At 48.3% G+C, this 17,777-nt stretch carries 16 protein-coding genes and 1 pseudogene; 6 read left to right on the top strand and 11 right to left on the bottom strand.

Annotation, left to right across the window (positions count from 1 at the left end; translation table 11 throughout):
• Window positions 1–5: 5 nt before the first annotated feature.
• The 3 genes from ctlX to glmM all read right to left on the bottom strand — a co-directional run bounded on the left by ctlX (window position 6) and on the right by glmM (window position 3,840).
• On the bottom strand, window positions 6–917 hold the full coding sequence (gene ctlX, locus NEV57_RS00895) for a citrulline utilization hydrolase CtlX (protein WP_257656400.1): 912 nt from the start codon (window positions 915–917) through the stop codon (window positions 6–8).
• A 9-nt stretch (window positions 918–926) separates the two neighbouring features.
• The gene (locus NEV57_RS00890) at window positions 927–2,375 is read right to left on the bottom strand and encodes an arginine deiminase family protein (protein ID WP_257656399.1); all 1,449 of its coding nucleotides are present in this window, start codon (window positions 2,373–2,375) and stop codon (window positions 927–929) included.
• Window positions 2,376–2,457: 82 nt separating this feature from the next.
• Window positions 2,458–3,840 (bottom strand): phosphoglucosamine mutase, encoded by a 1,383-nt coding sequence (gene glmM, locus NEV57_RS00885; protein ID WP_257656398.1) that lies wholly within the window; start codon window positions 3,838–3,840, stop codon window positions 2,458–2,460.
• A gap of 229 nt (window positions 3,841–4,069) precedes the next feature.
• Between glmM and NEV57_RS00880 the strand changes: the two genes are divergently transcribed.
• Together NEV57_RS00880 and NEV57_RS00875 are read left to right on the top strand one after the other, a co-directional pair.
• Window positions 4,070–4,654, top strand: a complete 585-nt coding sequence (locus NEV57_RS00880) for a phosphatase PAP2 family protein (RefSeq protein WP_257656397.1) — start codon at window positions 4,070–4,072, stop codon at window positions 4,652–4,654.
• Window positions 4,651–5,403, top strand: a complete 753-nt coding sequence (locus tag NEV57_RS00875; RefSeq protein WP_257656396.1) for a ZIP family metal transporter — start codon at window positions 4,651–4,653, stop codon at window positions 5,401–5,403. Before NEV57_RS00880 ends, NEV57_RS00875 begins: the two co-directional genes overlap by 4 nt.
• A 7-nt stretch (window positions 5,404–5,410) precedes the next feature.
• Here NEV57_RS00875 and NEV57_RS00870 read toward each other — a convergent pair whose 3' ends face one another.
• From NEV57_RS00870 to NEV57_RS00850, 5 genes are all read right to left on the bottom strand, one after another.
• The gene (locus tag NEV57_RS00870; protein ID WP_257656395.1) at window positions 5,411–5,869 is read right to left on the bottom strand and encodes a MarR family winged helix-turn-helix transcriptional regulator; all 459 of its coding nucleotides are present in this window, start codon (window positions 5,867–5,869) and stop codon (window positions 5,411–5,413) included.
• 160 nt (window positions 5,870–6,029) lie between these two features.
• Window positions 6,030–6,779, bottom strand: a complete 750-nt coding sequence (locus NEV57_RS00865; protein WP_257656394.1) for a menaquinone biosynthetic enzyme MqnA/MqnD family protein — start codon at window positions 6,777–6,779, stop codon at window positions 6,030–6,032.
• Window positions 6,779–7,405: a histidine phosphatase family protein gene (locus NEV57_RS00860; protein WP_257656393.1), complete on the bottom strand. Its 627-nt coding sequence runs from the start codon at window positions 7,403–7,405 to the stop codon at window positions 6,779–6,781. Before NEV57_RS00860 ends, NEV57_RS00865 begins: the two co-directional genes overlap by 1 nt.
• A gap of 13 nt (window positions 7,406–7,418) precedes the next feature.
• Complete coding sequence (mqnE, locus tag NEV57_RS00855) at window positions 7,419–8,624, bottom strand: aminofutalosine synthase MqnE (protein WP_257656392.1); 1,206 nt, start codon at window positions 8,622–8,624, stop codon at window positions 7,419–7,421.
• A gap of 50 nt (window positions 8,625–8,674) precedes the next feature.
• Complete coding sequence (locus tag NEV57_RS00850; protein WP_257656391.1) at window positions 8,675–10,495, bottom strand: ABC transporter ATP-binding protein; 1,821 nt, start codon at window positions 10,493–10,495, stop codon at window positions 8,675–8,677.
• A gap of 92 nt (window positions 10,496–10,587) precedes the next feature.
• Between NEV57_RS00850 and NEV57_RS00845 the strand changes: the two genes are divergently transcribed.
• The 4 genes and pseudogenes from NEV57_RS00845 to NEV57_RS00830 all read left to right on the top strand — a co-directional run bounded on the left by NEV57_RS00845 (window position 10,588) and on the right by NEV57_RS00830 (window position 14,187).
• Window positions 10,588–11,760 (top strand): pyridoxal phosphate-dependent aminotransferase, encoded by a 1,173-nt coding sequence (locus tag NEV57_RS00845; protein ID WP_257656390.1) that lies wholly within the window; start codon window positions 10,588–10,590, stop codon window positions 11,758–11,760.
• A 17-nt stretch (window positions 11,761–11,777) separates the two neighbouring features.
• A pseudogene (locus NEV57_RS00840) lies at window positions 11,778–12,626 on the top strand (prephenate dehydrogenase); the annotation flags it as partial.
• Window positions 12,627–12,823: 197 nt separating this feature from the next.
• On the top strand, window positions 12,824–13,744 hold the full coding sequence (locus NEV57_RS00835; protein ID WP_257656389.1) for a M28 family peptidase: 921 nt from the start codon (window positions 12,824–12,826) through the stop codon (window positions 13,742–13,744).
• 98 nt (window positions 13,745–13,842) lie between these two features.
• Window positions 13,843–14,187 carry a four-helix bundle copper-binding protein gene (locus NEV57_RS00830; RefSeq protein WP_504928503.1) on the top strand — a complete coding sequence of 115 codons (345 nt, stop codon included), beginning with the start codon at window positions 13,843–13,845 and terminating at the stop codon, window positions 14,185–14,187.
• Between the two features lie 28 nt (window positions 14,188–14,215).
• On the opposite strand, the gene xth is transcribed toward NEV57_RS00830, so the two are convergent.
• The 3 genes from xth to NEV57_RS00815 form a co-directional block, all read right to left on the bottom strand.
• The gene (xth, locus tag NEV57_RS00825) at window positions 14,216–14,992 is read right to left on the bottom strand and encodes an exodeoxyribonuclease III (protein ID WP_257656387.1); all 777 of its coding nucleotides are present in this window, start codon (window positions 14,990–14,992) and stop codon (window positions 14,216–14,218) included.
• 103 nt (window positions 14,993–15,095) lie between these two features.
• Entirely contained in the window at window positions 15,096–16,082 is a 987-nt protein-coding gene (locus NEV57_RS00820; protein ID WP_257656386.1) for a 3-keto-disaccharide hydrolase, read from the bottom strand.
• Window positions 16,083–16,207: 125 nt separating this feature from the next.
• Window positions 16,208–17,767 (bottom strand): SusD/RagB family nutrient-binding outer membrane lipoprotein, encoded by a 1,560-nt coding sequence (locus NEV57_RS00815; RefSeq protein WP_257656385.1) that lies wholly within the window; start codon window positions 17,765–17,767, stop codon window positions 16,208–16,210.
• Window positions 17,768–17,777 lie beyond the last annotated feature (10 nt).

The following is a 17,777-nucleotide window of genomic DNA, read 5'->3' as shown; positions in this document are numbered from 1 at the left end:
TGAAATTACAGATTTGTCATTGGTTTTACGGGCAGAAACACCTCGGCCATCATGCAGCGCGCGCTGCCCCCGCCATTTTCCTCAATCGTGTCCAGTGATACATGGATAATCGGATTATAAGACGCCAATCGGGATACCTGCTCGGGCAACAGTGCACGGTAAGCACGGGAAGAAAGCACAAGATATGGCTTCCCGTGTCTGTCCCTCACCTGCAGCATATTACCCGCAAACTGTCGCATCTGCACAGGAGTAATCAGTATTATCGTTTTACCTATGTTTTCCAGTTCTTCCCGTACCAGTGCGCGTTCATGTTCCGGAATGCTCGTCAAATTAATGACTGCATAACGGTCAGCCACGCATAACATAACATTCGTGTGGTATATTGGCCTTCCCGATGTATCAAACGACGAAAAAAGAACCGGCCTATAGCCCATTTGCTTACAGAACTCCTCAAACAAGGCATCGTCTGTCCGCGGTGAACGTGCAGCAAAGGCAACGTGATTATCCCGGTCCAGGACAAAACTGCCGGTCCCTTCCAAAAACCGGTCATTTTCCTCGCAATGTGTATAATCAATGGTTTGTTTGATGACAAAGTGCTGGTTAAGCGCGTTAAAGACTGCCTGTTTGCGTTCCGATCGCCTATTCCGGGCAAACATGGGGTAAAGTACCACTGTTCCATCGCGGTGGAATGAAATCCAGTTATTCGGGAATATGCTGTCCGGTGTATGCGGTATTTCAGTATCCTGTACCACCAGCACATCGATATCGTATTGCCGCAGCACTTCAACAAAATGATCAAATTCTGCCACTGCATCCACGTGTACACTGTGCTGCAGTCCCTTTTGCTGAAACGCATTGTTTACCGCAGTCTGCGGGTTATACTCGAAATGCGCCGGGCGAATCATCAGTATTGTCATTTTCGTTTTTTAGTCACGTAACAAAGGCATGCTCATGCAGTGGAATCCACCCCGCGCACGCGATAATTCAGCAGAGGGCATAAGGATCAGTGTATCATTCAGTTTTTCGGGTTGCTGGGTTCCGGTTTCAAAAGCGGAGATTAAATCTTTGACATCCACTATCGCAAAGCCAGCGTTCCTAAAAGCTTCAATTGTACGGTCATTTCGGTCATATCCCAATACCACGCCTTCCCGCAGCGCCAGCAGATTGCAACTGTCCGTCCATTGTTCACGTGCGTTATACGGGAATGTATCATTTCCCGAAAGGATGATTTGCACGTCTGTTGCAGGACAATTCAAGTCTGTTACACTAATATCCCGAAGCAGGTCTTCCAAGGTATCGAAATACTTGGGAGTTGCTTCGTTTCCGTGTTCAAATTGTATGATTTCAACTTGTTCCGTCAGATTAGGTGTTATGTTCAATACTCCGCGTAATTCATCTTTTTGCGAACCTTTGATACGGGCGTTGGAAAAATCACCCAGCATTACCCAGGTATCCTTTTTTATCTGGGTAAAGACGGTGTCAATATGCATATAATCCCTTCTGTTGGGAATTTTTATCACGCTAGCCTTATTTATTACCCCCTTGTCAAACAAACAACGGATGGCCTGGACAGCCGCTTCCCTACTGGTTCGTTCGCTGATCCCAATCAGTACGTGGTGCTTACTAATGACCATGACGTCTCCGCCTTCAAGGGTCACTTTTTCCATATCGGTATCACTTGGTAACAGAAAATGGTGCTGCGTGTCGGTCAGTTCGATGATATTGGCCCGCCAGGCCGAAAAATAAGGGTGGTGAAAAAAGATATACTTCGCAATCAGTGCCTCCCGCTTGCGGGCCTCCTTCATGGGTTTATTAAGCAGAATATGATCGTTGATGACAATGCCAATGTCACGGGTAAAGATAAAATTGGGAATCGGCGGAAAAATCATCGTCCGTTCGTTGTATGTACCACTGAAGAATACACGGGCCAGTGCAGCAGGATTATAGGTCATCAATTCCTGTTGAATTTTGTAGCTGCAAGCCTCAAGTGCACATACAGCAGCAACCAGCTGGCTTCTTATCGTATGATCGTCAAGTATTTCTTGCAGTAGCACCTGCAATTCAACCACATAGGATGAACGATAAAAATCAGTATGCTCCGGTTTATAAAAATTCCGTCGGTGAGCTGTGTCATCGATTTCAGCCAGCCGACCCCTGATTTTATCAGGATCCAAAAAATAGAGCAGGAGTTTTACATAATAGTCATATTCTTGCCTACGGATTGTATCGAGGTGTACAATATCCTCAAATAACCAATCCTGCGCTTTGGAGGGCACCACCCTCCCCAAGCCGCTATCGGGACTGTGGATTAACACCCTCCGCAGCTTACCCGTTTCGGACGAAACGCCAATCTGATGTTTGTTCATATCGCTCATAAACAAGGTTATGGCAAGATACGAACAATTCACCTGTTATTTAAATCCGACACATCGTTCCCGGTCCGGTCTGAGTGGGCGGTTACCCGACTATTGCCCGGATTTCTTCCATGACCTTCCCAGCCAGTGCTTCCGCCCGGTCCGGTGTAGGCCCTTCCGAATAAACCCGGATTATGGGCTCGGTATTTGACTTTCTAAGGTGTACCCAACCCTCCTCAAAATCGATTTTCAGTCCGTCAATCGTACTATGGGGAGTCTCCCGGTAGCGTTGCTGCATGGCCGCCAATAGTTGATCCACGTCCAGTCCGGGTGTAAGTGTAATTTTATTCTTCGACATAAAATACGGCGGGTATGTCGCCCGTAATTCCGAAATCCGTTTTCCGCTTTTTGCCAAGTGGGTTAAAAACAGGGCGATCCCCGCCAGCGCATCACGACCATAATGGATAGCCGGATAAATCACGCCTCCGTTGCCTTCGCCTCCTATTACAGCATTCACTTCCTTCATTTTGGTCACCACATTGACTTCGCCCACTGCCGCGGCATGGTACACAGAACCCTGCTGTATTGTCACGTCGCGCAACGCCCGTGTAGAGGATAAATTTGATACCGTATCGCCTGGCGTATGCCGGAGTACGTAATCGCTGACAGCGACCAATGTATATTCTTCGCCGAACATTTTACCGTCTTCCATGACGAAACACAACCGGTCGACATCCGGATCAACTGCAATGCCCAGGTCGGCTCCCTGTTCGATAACCAATGCCGACAGGTCCGTCAGGTTCTCGGCCAATGGCTCGGGGTTATGGGCAAAATGCCCATCGGGCAGGCAATGGATTTTATGGATATTCGTTACGCCCAACGCCTCCAGTAAAGCCGGAACGAAAATCCCTCCGGTTGAGTTAACGGCGTCCACCGCTATGTTAAAGTTAGCCTTCCGGACCGCCTCCACGTCCACCAATTCGAGGGCCAGTACCTGGTCGATATGTTTTTGCAGGTAAGTATCGTCGTAAAGGACCTGTCCGAGGCTTTCCACGTCAGCGAAACTAAATTCAAAATTTTCAGCCATCTCCAACACCTGCTTCCCCTCTTCATCGTTAATAAACTCCCCTTCCCCATTAAGCAGCTTCAATGCATTCCATTGCGCCGGATTATGGCTTGCAGTCAGGATAATTCCCCCACCTGCCCGCTCACCGGGTACTGCAATTTCAACCGTGGGTGTTGTAGATAAACCCAGGTCAATTACATCCATCCCGATACTTTGTAATGTGCCAACCACCAGGTTACGTACCATCTCCCCCGATATTCGTGCATCACGCCCAACGACGATTCTGTTAATACCGGATCGCTGTTTAATGAATGATCCGAATGCCGCGGTAAATTTTACAACATCAATGGGAGTAAGTGCTTCTCCGGGTTTTCCTCCGATAGTGCCCCGGATACCTGAAATGGATTTGATAAGTGTCATAATGATTTGTCTTTGCAGTAGGGTGGTAAAAATAAGGAATCTCTCCCTTCCATGCCTAACTCTTTTCCGCTTTGTTGGAAATCCGGGATATATACCTATATTTGTTGCAACATTGTTTCAATTATAATCAACAGGATTTTATCCCGCGACATATACATAAGCAATAAAGCACTATATTTGCGCATCGGATCTCATCACTGTATGACTATCAACTTATTAGCTATTCAACATGATTGACCAGCTTGTCTCATTGGATCAGGAGGCCTTCCTCAGTATCAACCAGGGGCTCAGTAATGTGTTTTTTGACTGGCTAATGCCCATTTTACGCAATCGGTATACTTGGGCACCGCTATACTTGTTTATTATTATTTTTTGTGTGAAGAATTATGGGAAGCAGGGTATTCTGGTGGTGCTTTTTACGCTGGTCACTTTCGGGATTTCCGATTTCACCTCTTCATCCGTCATTAAAAAGTCCGTGCAGCGGGTACGTCCCTGCAATGATATCGAGTTCAAGGAATTGGTTAACGTACGTGTGCGGTGCGGAAGCGGATACAGTTTCACATCTTCCCATGCAACCAATCATTTCGCGATTGCCGTATTTCTGATTATGGTATTTTACCGACGATGGAAGCCTATTCTATGGATCGGCCTGGTATGGGCCGCCATCATTAGTTTTGCACAGGTCTACGTTGGAGTACACTATCCATTGGATATTATCAGCGGTGCATTATTAGGATCGCTCATTGGCTACCTGTTAGGACTGGTTTTCCGATTTTTACAGCCGGGGCTAACCCTGGTAAAAACACCTGCATGAACGACTTTTCCATTTTTGCCCTATTGTTTGCTTCCGCATTTGCCAGCGGGATCGCTGTGTTTTTCGTAAAGCGTGATAACACCAACACACTGAAATTGGTTCTTTCGTTTACAGGGGCCTACCTGTTTTCCATCACAGTACTGGATTTATTCCCTCATGTATATTATACGCCGGGCGAACCGCGGGAAACCATTGGCATCTATGTTTTAACGGGTTTCTTTTTCCAGCTCGTGTTGGAGCAGTTTTCTCACGGTGTAGAGCATGGACACCTGCACCACACACATGAGAGCCGCCGCAATGTTTTTCCGTTGGGTATCATGCTCAGTTTATGCCTGCATGCGCTACTGGAGGGCATGCCATTGGCCGCACGCCATCAAAATGAATTGGTATTTGGTATTGCGCTCCATCACGTACCTGCAGCTTTCGCTTTGGGAAGCCTGTTAATACATACATCGCTTTCCAAACGGGGGATCATTCTTTTACTGATTCTGTTTTCAATTATGACGCCACTCGGATTCCTGCTCAGCAAGGGAATCAGTTCTGGGGGTATCGGCAACATTGAACGCTATTTCGACCGGATCATGGCGATGGTTATTGGTGTATTCCTCCATATTTCCACCACGATCCTCTTCGAATCAGGTTCTGCAGATCATCATAAATTTAACCGCCGGAAGATGATTGCGGTTGTCTTGGGAATCATGGTGGCGCTGGCAAACTTTCTAATAAATTCCGGCGGACATAGGCATTGATAGTTCTTTACCCAATGGCTGTTTCCCGCATTTTGTCGAGCAACTCATTAAGTTGCCGGCATTCTTCATCCGTCATCCTATGAAGCATATCCATCATCAGCATCCGCTCATCCAGTCTGTTTAGCACAGCTAATCCCTTCGGTGTAATCCGGACGTCCACTGCCCTGCGGTCGGTATCACACCGCCCCCTGGAGACAAGCCCCTTAACTACCAAACGATCAATAATCCGGGAGATATCCGGCATTTTGTCAATCATCCGTTCTTTAAGCAAGTTATTGGTCGCCGGCTTGGGATGCCGGCCCCGCAATATCCGCAATACATTAAACTGCTGGAGGGTTATTTGTTCTTCTCCGGCCCTTTCTTCCAGGATATGGCTAATCCAGTTACTTGTAAATACAATGTTTACCGTAGCCCTGTGCTGCTCGTTGACGAATTTGTCCGTTTTGATTTCTTCCTCGATTTTCATCTGCTTATTTTACTTCACGCCCAGCTGCTTTACGGTAAAATGAGCATGGCGTCGTGTTAGCTGATTATTCAATCCTGCCGGATTCATTTGGATAAATTACGTCTGATAAAACATTCGGGCTGTTAAGTTAAAGTCGGTTATTATAATACAGTTTCCGCGATCAGATTGTTTTATTTGCCACTGGAATATTTTTCAATGACTTCAATAGCTTCAAATACAATGTAACGGCTTCATTTTTAGCTTGATCGTACTGATAATCAATACACTCCATCAGGTAATGTCGGTAATCAAAATCGAGTCTCGGAGGCAGTTGGTCGATAACGGTTTCCCGGTGATCCACACCATATGCCAACGCCTTATTGAACAGTTGAATAAATGAATCGGGCAATGCCCGGTTCGCCGTCCAAACGGCAAATGCAAAGGGCAATCCCGTAAATTTTTCCCAGTACAACGACAGGTCGTAGGCGTAAGGATGTAAATTCCTTTTCCCGAATGTGCGGTCGCCTATCTCCACATAGGCATCTGCCTCACCCTGGTTCACTACGAGCACCTCCCTTTTCCAATAATGCCGGAGCAGTACCTGCGCCAGGCCATTTGATGTCCGCGACTGCGCATCCAATCGAATGGAACGAATCTCTTCAATGGGCATTTCACTGAAAATAAACACGGAATTAACCGGTCCGGAGGCCCCCAGGCAAAAATCAGAAACAATATGGGGATACGGGATATCCAGTAAAGCTGCCACCGGCACGATGCCGAGGTCGGCACGGCCATCGATTAATTTGCGTGCGCATTCACTGGGTACATCAAGCGCAAGGTCAATGTGCTGCATCACATCCGAATGCTGTAACCCATAAATAAACGGTAAAGTATTCGTATAAGATACCGCTGAAACCTTCACTTTTTCCATTAATCCGTCAGTAACCCCTCCAGGTGTTTAATGTTATATGTATCTGTTATGGCAAATTCTTCGCCGTTAAAATGTACCCGGTACAATGCGGTGTTGGTATGCGGAAAATCATCCATCAGTGCAATATCCTGGTTTATGAGCATGCACAGGAAAACCCGCATTGCCCTGCCATGCATGCAGATCAGCACCTGTTCTTCACCGGGAGATGCCATAATATGGTCAAGTGCACGGCGCTGCCGGGCAAGCAGCTGGTTAGGTGTTTCCCCACCTTCCACGCTACTGTCCAGTTCGCCATTCCGCCAGCCTCCGGTCAGTTCCAGAAAGCCCTGCATAACTTCAGGGGTTTGTTCCCTTCCCTCGTAGATTCCCCATCCTATTTCATCAAGGCCTTCCAGCTGTTCCCAGGGAATCCCCTGCCGGAGAAACAGATCCACCGTTTGATGGGTGCGCAGTAAAGTAGACGTATAGATTTTGTCGAACTGCTCGTTCTTATAATGTTCGTAAAATGCTTCGGCCTGCTGCCTTCCAGTATCATTCAACGGGGAGTTAATTCCCCTACCCTGAACAATCCCCTTAAGGTTAAGGTCCGTTTGGCCGTGGCGGATGATGTAAAGTGATTTTTCCAACAATATAGTTCTATTATTTATTCAATACCGGCAGCTGATAATAAGCGGCAGGGGTTGATGTAGTTTTTTCCTCGAACACAACGTCCCGGTAATCGGTAATGACACGATAGAGGGTATCGCGTTCAATGGGATGTCTACCCGCATTTCGGATAAGTTCCACAAGCTCGCGCGTGCTCATTGCCGGATGTTGTTCTTCCGCACCTGCCATGGAATAAATTTTGGTCGTGTCATCGAGCGTGCCGTCAATATCATCCACACCAAACCCCAGTGACAGCTGGGCCGTTTCCCGGCTGATCATTGCCCAGTAAGCCTTAATATGTGGAAAATTATCCAGGTAAATCCGGCTGACTGCATAGTTCTTCAGGTCCTCGATGACAGACGATTCAGCAACGTGCGACATCTGGTTATCCTTATTCCGGAATTTAAGCGGCACAAACGTCTGGAATCCTCCGGTTGTATCCTGCAGCGCGCGGAGGCGTTCCATATGATCAATCCGATGCCAGTATTGCTCAATGTGTCCGTACAGCATGGTCGCATTGGAATGCATACCCAGCTGATGCCAGACCTCATGGATCTGTAGCCACTGAGTAGCGTCACATTTATCTTTTGCAATCTGTTCCCGGATCTCGGGATGAAAAATCTCCGCCCCCCCTCCGGGCATCGAATCCAGGCCCGCTTCTTTCATCATGGCCATACCCGTTGCATAATCTACCTTCGCTTTCTTGAAGATATAATGATATTCAACCGGTGTGAGTGCCTTAATATGGAGATCGGGCCGATGCCGTTTAATGGCCGAAAACAGCTCCATGTAAAAGGCCATATCATACTGAGGTAGCACTCCCCCTACAATGTGGGCTTCGGTTACCGGCTCGCCATCGTACGATTGCACCTGGCTGAGCATCTCCTCCATCGTTGCTTCCCAGCCATCGGCCCGTTCCTTAATCAAGCGGGAATATGAACAGAATTTGCAATCGTATACACAGAGATTGGTGGGTTCGATATGAAAATTACGGTTAAAGTAGGTCAGATCGCCATGCCGCCGTTCCCTGATAAAATTAGCCAGCGTACCAAGATATCCCAGTTCTCCTTTTTCGAATAATAACACGCCCTCTTCCTCGCTTATCCGGACACCGTGATATACTTTTTCAGCGATGGCCTTTAATCTGTTGTCGAGGTGTATATTACTGAGAAGAAAAGTGAGTTTTTTTCCGGCATCCATATCCTGAAATCTTATCTTGCAAATTTAGCTAAACTTGCACGGAAATGCAATTAATCGCCAAATTGCTGCATATCGATCAGGCGCCTGTAGAGTCCGTTTTTGGCCAGCAGCTGCTGGTGGTTGCCTTCCTCCACAATACGGCCTGCTTCCAGTACAACGATTTTATCCGCGTTCTGTATCGTGCTCAGCCGGTGGGCAATCACAACGGTTGTCCGGTTTTCCATCAATCGCGACAGCGCATCCTGCACCAGTTTTTCGGATTCGGTATCTAATGCCGACGTGGCTTCGTCCAAAAGCAAAATCGGCGGGTTCTTCAATACCGCGCGGGCAATGCAGATCCGCTGGCGTTGTCCACCTGACAGCCGCGTTCCCCGATCACCGATATTCGTCTGATACCCATGCTCGGCATCAAGAATGAACTCGTGGGCATTAGCAATCTTTGCCGCCGCAATGACTGCCTCTTCCGTTGCATCGGGTGTCGCAAATGCGATATTATTGAAAATCGTGTCATTAAACAATACGGACTCCTGGTTCACCAAGCCGATCAGCTGACGCAGGGAGTCAGCCCGCAGGGCACGTACATCAATCCCATCGAACAGCACATGTCCATCAGACACATCCAAAAAACGTGGGATCAGATCAACCAGTGTGGATTTTCCTCCTCCTGATGGACCGACAAGCGCTACCGTTTTTCCTTTCGGAACGGTGAGATTAATCCCTCGCAGTACTTCCTTGTCTCCATATGAAAAATGCACGTTCTCCAGCTGGATGCCTTCATTCAGGTTGGTGATTACTTTGGCATCCGGCGCATCCTGAATCGCGCTTTGCTGATCAATTAATTCAAGTACCCGCTCGCCCGCAGCCAATCCTGAATGAATGTTGCTGAAAGAATCGGTCAGGGCCTTAGCCGGGCGCATAACCTGTGAAAACAGCGCGATATAAGCAATAAAATCGGTTGCAGCCAGCTCCCCGGAACCACTCAGCACAAGGTGTCCGCCATAAAGCAGGATCACGGCGACCATAATGACACCCAGCAACTCCGAAACAGGTGATCCCAATTGCTGGCGCCTCACCATCCGGCGGCTGAGCTTGGAGAAATAGGTATTTTCGTCGTTAAACTGCTTTTTAATAAATTCAGTAGCGTTGAAAGCCTTGATAATCTTAATCCCCGACAATGCCTCGTCCAGGTACGTAATCATATTTCCATACACCTGCTGTGCTTCTTTTGCCTGGGCCTTCAACCGTTTCACAATCCGGGAAATGATAAAAGCCGAGACCGGGATTACCAGTATTGTGAATAGTGTCAGCTTAAATGAAATCAGAAACAGCATCACCAGGTAAGCCAGCAACTGCAACGGTTCCTTAAAGACAACCTGCAACGTACCCGTTACCGAAAACTGAACCACCTGTACGTCAGAAGCGATTTTAGAAATAATATCTCCTTTACGGTGGTTGCTGAAATAGCCCACGTGCAAATCCATCACGTTATCAAAGACTGTACGCCGTAGGTTCAGCAGTGTATGGATACGTAAATTTTCCATCACACGCTGGGAGAAATAACGGAAAAGGTTACTGATAAATACCGAGCAGACAATGGTTATACAGACCCATTTCAACGCTCCGTAAGGCCCATACAGCAGATTGGCCTGTTGTGCATAGTAGGTGAAATAACCCAGCACATCATGCCATTGTTCGGGTTTCTCAACCATCGCTTCGCTGCCTCCTGCCAAAAAAAGCGTATGCAGCAACGGAGCCAGCAATGCCAGGTTTAAGGTACTGAAAACAACCGTGATCAATGTGCACAACACATAGGGAATTGCATATTTCTCTATCGGCTTGGCATATGAAAGTAATCGCAGGTATGTCTTCATCAACTAATAAGCAAGCAGCAAAGGTATGAAAAAGAGAGGTAGCGTGGAAAAACGGATAAGATTACTTAATTTAGTCGCTCAAAAGAAATACGATGCAAATACACGTTGCGGGGCGTTTACAGCACACCGAGGAATATTATTTTTCCAAAAAATTACGGGAAATTGACCAACTGAACCAAAATGGCGAAAAAGTCATCAACCTGGGCATCGGGAGTCCGGACCTGCCTCCGCACCCTTCCGTTATCCAGACGCTCAGTGAATATGCCGAACAACCAAACACCCATGGTTACCAGAATTACCGTGGTATTCCGGCTCTGCGACAGGCGATTGGCGACTGGTATAGCCGCTATTATGGGGTTTCACTTGACCCGGCAAAGGAAATATTGCCGTTGATCGGTTCCAAGGAGGGCATCGTACATGTCTGCATGACCTATCTCCAGGCCGGTGACGAGGCACTCATTCCCAATCCGGGCTATCCCACGTATGCTTCTGCCGTCCGTCTCAGTGAGGCAACCGCAATTCCGTACACATTAGATGCGGGGCGAAACTGGCTACCCGACCTGGATGTATTGGCGAAACTTGATTTAAGCCGGGTGAAACTGATGTGGCTGAATTATCCGCATATGCCTACCGGCGCAGCGGCACCTGCTTCTTTTTTCGGTGAGCTGGTAGCCTTCGCCAAACAGCATCAGATTTTATTATGCCACGATAACCCATATAGTTTTATCTTAAACGAACAACCACAAAGTATCCTGGCCGTCGATGGTGCACTGGAGGTTGCCATCGAACTCAATTCCCTGAGCAAATCAGGTAATATGGCAGGATGGCGCGTCGGCATGCTGGCTGCTGCCGAGGAACGCATCAATGAGATTGTTCGCTTTAAAAGCAATATGGACTCGGGCATGTTTCTTCCTGTGCAGCTTGCTGCCGCCAAGGCGTTGTCCCTGGGACCGGATTGGTATGCATCACTAAATGAAACGTACCGGAACCGGCGCAAAAAGGTGTATCAGTTGCTGGATGGGCTGGGCTGTGTATATAACCGGGACCAGGTCGGTCTCTTTGTGTGGGCCCATATTCCGGGAGGGTACGCGGACGGCTATGCGCTGAGCGATGAAATCCTGCAGAAAGCACGGGTTTTCATTACGCCGGGAGGTATTTTCGGCAGCGGTGGTGACGCGTATATCCGCGTAAGCCTCTGCGCCACCGAAGAAACCTTTGACACGGCCATCAACCGGATCACTAAGGCAGCGGTAACGCTACACTAAATTTACAAACGAATAATTCCACATCAATGAATATAGCCATAGTTGGCGTTGGACTCATTGGCGGGTCGGTTGCCATCACCCTAAAAGAAAAACAAGTTGTCAAAAAAGTCATTGGCGTAGATAAAAGCGAAAGCAATTTAAAAAAGGCGCTGCAGCTTGGACTCATTGACGAAGCAGCAACACTGGATACGGCAATCCAGGAAGCGGATGTCATCTTTTTAACCATGCCGGTAGATGCCATTCTAAGTTCGCTATCTCATATTCTCGACCAGGTCACCAACCAGGTTATTATCGATATGGGTTCTACCAAAACCGCAATTATCGAAGCCATTGCCCATCATCCGAAGCGTGGCCGGCTGGTTGCTGCCCACCCGATGGCGGGGACTGAATATTCGGGACCGGAAGCAGCCATACCCGGGCTGTTTAAAGGGAAGGTAATGGTGTACGTGGATGCGACAAACAGTGATGACGATGCGTTTGAAATAGCCGACGCTATTACCGATCACCTGGAGATGCAGACTACCTTTATGAACGCGCGGGAACATGATGTGCATACGGCTTACGTGTCCCACATTTCACACATCACATCGTTTGCGTTGGCGCTTACGGTACTGGAAAAAGAAAAATCACAGGGCCGGATCTTTGAGCTGGCAGGCTCCGGATTTGAATCCACCGTACGGCTGGCCAAGAGCTCACCGGATATGTGGACACCTATTTTTCGCCAAAACCGTGAAAACGTACTCGAAGTACTCCGGGAGCACATCAAGCAATTGCAAAATGTATACGATGTGCTGGCTGCGGAAGATTATGAAACGTTTCATAAGCTGATTAAAAAGTCAAATAAAATCCGGAGGATACTCAAATAGCGGAATGGTCCCGGCAGCAAAGACATAAAAAAACCGCGCCTTTGGGGAAGCGCGGTAAAAACAAAATGTTTTTTTATCAACCTAAACCTACACTTATAACGCCCATATTTTTCTTTTGTTTTATGGGTGTCTATTTTTTTTTAACATTTATTTATGTGACCGCTTATTCCAGGGAGCGGAAGCTTAGCATATCGATTATGGAAATCAGGCATTGTCTCCTTTTATTTCTTTTTTTCAGCTGGGCCTGTACGCCCAGGGCACAGACCGTCGATAAATCACAGCTAATCAACGACATCAAAACCTTGTCATCCCCGGAGTTCTCCGGAAGAAAGCCGGGTACCGCGGGTCACGAAAAAGCAAAAAACTATATCGTTGACCGGTTTACTGAATTAGGCCTGACCGCTTTTACACCCGGTTACCTTCAGCAATTTCCGCTGAATGACAGCGTCAGCGGATACAATATTATCGGATACATCCTGGGCAAACAACACGAAACGGTGGTTATTTCCGCACATTATGATCACCTTGGGGAACGTCAGGGTGAAGTGTATCTAGGTGCCGATGATAATGCGAGTGGTGTGGCGGGATTACTGGCACTGGCCAGGTATTACAGTGCCCATCAACCAAACCATACGCTTATTTTCACTGCATTCGATGCCGAGGAAATGGGACTTCGCGGCGCCCGGTACTTTGTGGCCCATCCGCCGCTGGCACTGTCGACTATTATGCTGAATGTGAATATGGACATGATCAGCCGGAATGAAAACCACGAACTGTATGCCAGCGGCACGTATCATTATCCCTACTTATTGCCTTTGGTGAAAAGTGACAACCCCCATGTCAGGCTTAGGGCAGGTCACGATATTCCGGGCTCCGGACCAGCCGACTGGACCACACAAAGTGATCATGCAGCTTTCCACGCAAAACACATCCCATTTATTTATTTTGGCGTCGAGGATCATCCGGACTACCACACACCGGGCGATACATTTGAAAATATCCAGCCCGATTTCTTTTACCAGTCGGTACTAACCATATTGGATGTAATGGAGAAAATAGACCACAATCCCAGCCTGATCAAAACAAAGTCCATGGAGCGCGAACCGGTTACTCCGTAGGGAAATCTCGCCTATCCCGCAAATTCATGCAGACTCCGGATTAAACAATACGGCACTACAGGTGTTAGCATTGATGACACACCATATCCGAATTTGCTATGATACAGGAAAAATATAAAGATTGCATCGCCGCTTGTTATACCTGTGCCGATGCATGCGATCACTGTGCAACAGCATGCCTTATGGAAGAACACATAGGCGCCATGGCTACCTGCATTCACCTGGATCGTTTTTGTGCAGAAATTTGCCGCATGGCCGCCTCATTTATGGCAAAGACCAGCGGAGTCGGTCACGAAGGGTATGTAAACCAGCTGTGTACGCTGTGTGCCCAGGTATGCGACGACTGCGCTGCAGCATGTGAGAAACACGATGCCGATCATTGCAGGGCCTGTGCAGCAGCATGCCGGGATTGTGCAGAAGCGTGCCGTAAAATGGCAGCCTGATTTAACCGAAATTGCCCCCGGGGTTGACTTATTGGTCCGCCAGGGTTATCCATACCGGCGCATGGTCACTTGTTTTTTCCCATCCCCGAACGTGGCGGTCCACCCCTGCCGATTGCAGGCGGTTATCCAGCTGTGGGCTTAGCAAAAAATGATCGATGCGCAATCCGGCGTTACGGCCATACGCATTACGGAAATAGTCCCAGAAGGTATAAATCTGCTCATTCGGATACAGTTTTCGCAGCGCGTCTCCCCAGCCCTGCGCCATTAAATCCTGAAAAGCCGACCGGGTCTCCGGCCGGAACAATGCATCGTCGACCCAACGTTCCGGTTTATACACATCAAATTCGGTCGGGATCACATTAAAGTCACCGGTCAGTATCACCGGTTCTTTCAGGGCCAGCAATTCCTGGCCGTGTTGAATCAAGCGCTTAAACCAATTGAGTTTATAATCAAATTTGGGTCCCGGGGCCGGATTACCATTCGGCAGGTAAAGGCATCCGATCAGCAGTCCGTTAATGCGTGCTTCAATATAGCGGCTATGCACATCATCGGGGTCACCGGGTAGCGCCCGCCGGACTTCGGCAATCTGTCCCTTTTTGGAAAGTATCGCTACCCCATTCCAGCTTTTTTGTCCGTGCCATATGGCTTCATAGCCGGCATCGTTGATGGCTTCCAATGGGAATTTTTCCTGCGGTGCCTTTAATTCCTGCAGGCATACGATATCCGGTGCGGATTCGTGTAGCCAGCGCAGCAATACCGGCAACCGTCCATTCACTCCATTTACGTTATATGTGGCAATTTTCATTAGCAGAATTCATTTTCAACGGCGATGAAGCTTGTATGCTTTTTAAGCACACCCAATTTAGCGGCAGCTTATGCCCGGTTTTATCTGTATTAAGTTTATCACATCAATAGGTAGCTGGTGTGATGAGCAGCTTACGGATCTCAACCGGTCCATGGTCTCCCTGTATATAAATCGGTCCCGGCTGATCCTCATTGCTGTTGAGTGCCCCTCCGGTGATACCGGGGATTTCCTGGTTGCAGATAATGGTTTTCCCGTTGGCCACAACAGTAATCATACGACCAACCAGCGTGATGTCAAATGTCTGCCACTCACCCGGTCCGAGTACCGCCATTTCACTGGGAACAAGGAATCCGTATATTCCACCAAACAAATGGCTGTTGGGGTGGTCGGTTTTCGGATTATCGATAATCTGCAGTTCATACCGACCGCGAAGGTAAATGCCGCTGTTGCTGTTTTCATTGTACCTGAATTCGACATGAAGCTTAAAATCCTCGAAAGTACGTTCCGAAACCAGGTTCGACCCGGATCCCGGACTGGTGAGGATACCATCCCTGACCGTCCACGGGTTAGTAGTTCCGGTGGCCTTCCATCCTGTCAGGTCCCTTCCGTTAAATAAGGCGATGGGTTCTCCCCATACCGGCTCGGCTGTACGGGTAAGGTAAGGAGCCTTTACGCCCTTAAAATCATGGCGCTGTCCGTCACTGGTCTGAATAGTACCGCTGATGGTCTCACCCGAAAGGACACCTTCCAGTACAAGGTCACGGTCAGACGACTCCCACTGCGGCGGAATGGCAAATCCGAATTTGCCGTTATCGAAATTAACTTCTGAAACCGGGCGCGCGCTTCCTCCCGAGCCTACAAACCGGCCTACCAACGTCTTTAATCCGGAAAGTTCCACTTCCAGCCATGAAGGCCTGGGTTGGCCATTTACATCCATGGTGATATTCCAGCGACCCACCAGATTGCCACCACTGACGGTTGCTGCCTGTACCGGCGCAACCTGGCCGGATGCGGGGTTAATATCAACGCCGATCACGATCAACATCGCCAGGCACCAAAAAGCTGAGGTCATCAATTGTGTTCTTTTCATCTTAATTGTGTTTAGCTGCTGGTTATTACGCAATAAACAAATTTATAAAAATAACGCAGTTTTAACGACGCTACATGAACCTAAAGTCATATTGCCCGGCGATGTTGCAGTTCAGCGGGTTTTTGCTAAGGTTTTACGTCCCACCAAAGCCGGGTACTGACCTTATCGCCACCCTCTCCCAGTAGGGGAACAGCTGCCTCTACGGCTTTTCTATTCGTCTGCCAATCCAAATCCGTAAACACGATCCGCCGGATCATTTGATTTCCGGGCATATCAGGGTTATCGGAGTGAATCAGCGGATACATTTTCGGGTAGCCTGTCCGCCTCATTTCAGCCCAGGCTTCCATGCCATTGGGATATAAAGCCAGCCATTTCTGGGTACCGATCTGCTCACGCTGCTTTTCCGGATCGGCGGCAAATTTCACCGGAATATCGGTCAGCGGCGGTGTATTCCAGCCGTTTTCCGGTGCCGGGGCAATCGGCAGGCTGGTTCCGTTAATGTAAGCATCGATCACGGCCGGGTCATCAATCCCCCAGGTGCGGAGCGAAAGTTCGATGCCCTTATTATAAAATTCTGCGGCTGTTCCTCCCATATTCCAGCCGTTTAATGCACCTTCGGCAAGCAGAAAATAAGTTTCCGCTGCATACATTACGGTCATGGGGTTGGTCGACTGGTTTTCGGGTTTAAACCGGACACCTACATCGGACGTAAAGTCATAAGTATTGTAACCGATGGTCTGTTCCCCCGGAACCATCCCATTCCGGGCCCCTCGCCATTTGCCATCTGCCGCTGCGGGCTGAAAGTAAATGCTCAGCCGGGGATCATTATAGCCCACAAGCAGGCTCTCCATATTTGCACTCATCCTGAACTCATTCCATCCAGATATCCGGTTCAGGCCATTAAAGTTAGCAGCAGATGATTCAATGAACGCATCATCTGCTGTCGATTCCATTACACCGCCAGCCAGTGCCGCCATTGCTTCGGCCTGTGCCTTTTCCGGCTCAACGAACGAAATCCGGAGCGCCAGCCGCAACCGCAGCGAATTACAGAACTTCAGCCATTTGGCATTATCGCCGTAATAGATCAGGTCCTTTTCTCCGTAAGACGGCTGATCCAGGTTATTTTTCAATAAGGTAGCCGCCTCATCGAGTTCCTTGAAAAAATCATAGTAAATATCTTTCTGCGCATCGTAGGCTACGCCTTCGCCTTCTTCATATTCCCCCATTTTAGAATAAGGAATCGGACCGAAATAATCAGTCGTACGGTTCATGATAAAAACCTTCCATATCCTCGCTATCGCATTGATCACCGGAAGATCGCCGGACTCTTTGATAATCGTCACCAATGAGGGCATCGTCTGGACATACGTCCCCGTCCAGAATCCCTGCATCCACATCTGATTGATTACGTAGCGGTGCGAGGCAAATGCAGGTTGTGTACAGGCAAACAACTGGCTGTACATGTCGCCGGTCAGGTTTTGCCCGGTCTGGTAGCTTCCTTGATTCCAGCCCCTGTATAAGGCGTTCGGAAACAATGATTTTAAATCCTCGGCATTTAGTGATTCTAAACCGGATGGACTTGTATTCCTGTCTTCAAAATTCTTGGTACAGCCTGTCAAGCCCATGAACAGCGACAATGCCAGGCCGGCCATCATCGTCATGTAATTAGATTTCCCGTATTTCATGTTAGCTAAA

The sequence above is a fragment of the Parapedobacter lycopersici genome (assembly GCF_024643285.1).
GTDB classification, from domain to species: Bacteria; Bacteroidota; Bacteroidia; order Sphingobacteriales; family Sphingobacteriaceae; genus Parapedobacter; species Parapedobacter lycopersici.
This window is presented reverse-complemented; position numbering and strand designations above follow the sequence as displayed.